Below are 4,115 nucleotides of genomic sequence, written 5' to 3' on the forward strand. Positions count from 1 at the left end.
CTGACGTTGGTGCTGCATTTGTTGTGAACACCAATGAAGTAGCTTGGAGTGTTGTATCTGAAAACTTGAGTTGTTCAATATTAATTAATCTGTCGACACCATCACGATTTGCAGTTTTATCGGTAACCGTGATTGAGCCGTCTGAATTTTTGACAAAAGAATAATTAGATGAATTTCCGCTAAAGACAGCAGTATCGTTTCCAGTACCGCCATCGAGTACATTGTTTGCCTCATCCCCATAAATCGTATTATCTAGAATATTCCCCATTCCGTCTATTGCTCCGGTGCCTAAGAGTCGGAGTATCTCAATATTTTCTCCGAGTTTCCAACTGATGGTACTCACGACTGTATCGATACCGCCGGAAGAGCTCGTTTCAATAATTCTGTCACCGACATCATCGACATAATAGGTATCGTTTCCATCCTTTCCGATCATTATATCTGTTCCAGCTCCTCCGTTAAGGACGTTACCAGCACTATTTCCCATTAGAAAATTATCCAGAGCATTTCCTGTGGCATTGATGGTCGAACCCTCCATCAAGACAAGCATTTCGAGATTATCACTCAGGGTATAGCTCACGCTGGAGAGCACAGTATCATAACCGGCATTAGGCTGTTCCGCAATCGTATCGCCAACATTATCAACAATAAAAGTATTATTCTTATTATCGCCGACAAAAGAATCGACACCTCCGCTAACAGTAACACTATTTGCAATAACACTATTGGCAGAGATTAGTGAACTTTGCTGTCCCGGGAAATATAAAGATATATCCAAATCGTTATTTTTGCTAAAATCATAGTGATGTATCCAAACAGTTGTCCCGCCTAGTTTAACCTCTATATTCGTATCTTTTAGAGTGTAAATCTCCCCAAACTGTCCTTTCCACGTTCCCGTCCAGTTACCGTTATCATTAAATACTAGGGTTCCTCCTGTCAGTTTTATGTTTCCGATAAAGATGGCTCCCTTTTTATCAGAATCGTTTATGTCCGCATAGGCTCCGTCCACAAAATAGTAGTCATAATCAGCTCCACCTCCTAAAGAAACATTCGTGGCAGCCGTACAAATGATGATATCATTACCCGATTCGCCAAATGCTGCATCGTTTTGTCTGGCAAACATCAGATCCCCTTGGTCTCCGCCGTAGAGGAGGTCCTGAGCCGTATCATTACCGCCGTCGAGGATATCTATTCCCCCTCCGCCTCTAAGTGTGTCATTCCCCATTCCGCCATCAATAAAATCATTGCCTGCGCCACCGGAAAGCTGGCTATTGTCTTGTTCATTTCCGATTATGGATACATTTACCGTATTAGGTAATGGATCAACTGTATTTACCCAATCTCCATCAGCATAATATCCTGTACGATGGAGATCGGTGGCTTCTGTTCCTGTAACTTTATTCCAATACCCTCTTCCATGATCGTTGCTATTAAAAACGTTTTCGAAACTGGCTTCAGAAGCCTTTGGACTGATTGTACTCGTTGGGCTTAGGTTTTGTATAATAGCTTCTATGCCGCTACTTGATGCGTCAGATACTGCTGCTGCCAATCTTGCATTGTTGTATTCCGTGTCTAGTTCATAAGTATCTTTACTGCTCATCAATCGTAAAGCGACATGCGATAACTCATGCACCAATATTGTGGCTTGATCAACGTAGGCAAACGTCACATTACCATACACTGAGTTTACTGGAACATATACAGGTTTTGAATTTATATTGATTGTTGCAACATTGCCTATGGTTGTCGTTACACTATCTTTAGTATCATCAAAAGTGATTTCATAATCTATTCCGTCAGTTGGATCACCATAAAAACTATTTCTGCCTAATTCCTTATCAAGATTCTGCAATAATTCCGCTAAAGCAGTGGGAATCGTATAGATACTCGTCAATTCTGCTAACTTCATTGTTATTCTCCAAGATTAATTTGTTTGTGAAATTTTTGAAACGTTACATCATCGATTACCGTTGTTTCAAACGGCGAAGTTAGTACGTTAATGTATTTACGCCCATTGGCTGAAACATCGAAATATCCCTCCGGTGTCATAATCACCCATTCCCCATCTTCAAAAATATGCAGTTCTGCAATAGTTTCGCCTGACTGAGTTTTAATAAATATTCCACTTTTTGCCAATAATTTTTCATTGAAATTTGGCGCAATACCTCGAATCCTTTTAAATGAATAATTAAGAATTTTCATTCCAGTCCATGGAGCTGTTATTTTTGGCTCAGCATCTTGTTGTGTCCATTTCAAGGTTTTAAAATCCAGATTCATTCCGCTAGAGAACGTTAACGATGTTCTATTGACATCCGTGAAGCAATATCCTCGTAACGCATCATCTTCCTTTATCCGTTCTATCATCTGAAGTGTATGTGCATCAAAAACGACAAAGCTTTCTTCAAATTGGACAATCAGCTTTTGACCATCTCCACTTAAAAATAAGCGGTGTGCAAGAGATCTCGTTGGTTGACCTAATCCCATATTGGCGGCAAATGTCTGTGTTAAGATTTTTGTTTCATTATGTTCAATACTTTTGATGAGTTTAAACGTAGTGGCATCCCATTGGCGTATGATATTATTATGGGTGATGGTGTAAATACTGTTTTTATCAACAGCCATATCCACAATTCTCTGTTCATGGGGTAGTGTTGCTATTTCTTTGTTTTTCGCTAAGTCCCAAATACTGATATAAGAGTATTTATTGTTAATATCATCATCTATTAAAAATATCACCTTTTCCTCATCAGCAGAGAATGTAAAACGTTGCGCATCCGGTAGATGGATCATACTTTTTCTGCCAAACGGTTGTAAATTCCAAATAACAAAATTTTGCGCGTGATCCAATGTAAAATACAAATTTTGATTATTTAATAGTACATCGTATTTATAGCCCGATAGTTTAATTTTGTCTTTTACAGCAGTCGAGTTAAAATCTTTACCGAGTTTCATTTTTAAGAGGATATTCTTACTAGGTTCTACAGATTCAGCTTTACCATCGATTAGACTAAATTTATAGGCTGTTTTATCTCGGCAATATATCAATACTTCATTAAGTGACTTAAACTCTGTCAGTTGCCCTGCACATGGCAAGTTATCAATCTTTCGGATAGACCTGTAACTTTCTGCATCATAAAGGACTAATCCAGTAAAATGACGTTTATCGGCATATCCTTCAATAAAATATTTATGATCTTGACTGTAATGTCTTGGCGTCCATTCTTCACCTTCTGCTGAAACATACGGCACCCCAACTTCCTCCGCCCAGACTCCTAATGTGAGGAGTATAATTAAGATGATATGTTTCATGCGGGAATTTCCTTTATCGTTCAATGTTAAATCTTGAAAAAGTTATAATGAATTACTATAGCAAATTTAGTAAAATCATTTTAATTTTTTATAGTTATTTTATGACGTATGTAGACAAACGATACTTTTAGAAACATAACTAATATAGTTTATGTTATTTTTTATTGCGGAAATATTGGCAGATGGGTGAAGAATTTAACCCTTTTTTACATCAAATAGCTAATCAACGGCAGCGTCACCAATGACACAATAATCCCATATCCGACCAGTGCCGCACTCAGTTCCGGTGCGAATCCTGCTGCGATTGCAAGTGCTCCTGCGGTGATCATAGAGGGCATGCCTGATTCGAGTACGGCGGTTTTGAGTGCAAGCGGATCGGTGCCGAGCGTGTATAAAATCCCGAATGCAATCAACGGCATAATCATCAGTTTTAGAACCAATGCTTTGGTAAACAGTCCGTAATCGACTTCTCCTCCGAATTTCATCGAGTATCCGACGGATACCAATGCCAACGGAACCAATGTCGATGAGAGAAGCTGTAGATATGGCTGGGAGCCTTGCGGCATCTCTCCAAAAATGAGCGCGAACAGGAGAAAAATAAACGGCGGAAAGAGGAGAAGTTTTTTCATTATCAGCCGTTTGTGAAACGTCCCTGTCTCATAGCGCGCGATAATCGCCGCACCGTAGAGCGACAGCATCAAAAACGTCCCGAACTGATCGTACATCAAGACATACGGAATGGCTTCTTCGCCCAGCAATGTATGGACGATCGGTATCCCGACAAACGACGTATTCCCCAGCGGCAT

At 39.6% G+C, this 4,115-nt stretch carries 2 protein-coding genes and 1 pseudogene; all 3 read right to left on the reverse strand.

What is annotated here, in order from left to right:
* Positions 1 to 1,669 (reverse strand): annotated as a pseudogene (locus PHP90_RS13655) (hypothetical protein); the annotation flags it as partial.
* Positions 1,670 to 1,911: 242 nt separating this feature from the next.
* Positions 1,912 to 3,309 (reverse strand): hypothetical protein, encoded by a 1,398-nt coding sequence (locus tag PHP90_RS13660; RefSeq protein ID WP_299931007.1) that lies wholly within the window; start codon positions 3,307 to 3,309, stop codon positions 1,912 to 1,914.
* Positions 3,310 to 3,515: 206 nt separating this feature from the next.
* Positions 3,516 to 4,115: AEC family transporter (locus tag PHP90_RS13665; RefSeq protein ID WP_299931009.1), on the reverse strand; the 600-nt coding region annotated here is incomplete at its 5' end.

This window comes from Sulfuricurvum sp. (assembly GCF_028712165.1).
Lineage (GTDB): Bacteria > Campylobacterota > Campylobacteria > Campylobacterales > Sulfurimonadaceae > Sulfuricurvum.

Excerpts from the sequence above, each read along its gene's own strand:
- PHP90_RS13660 (WP_299931007.1), bottom strand. The coding sequence starts at position 3,309 with ATGAAACATATCATCTTAATTATACTCCTCACATTAGGAGTCTGGGCG.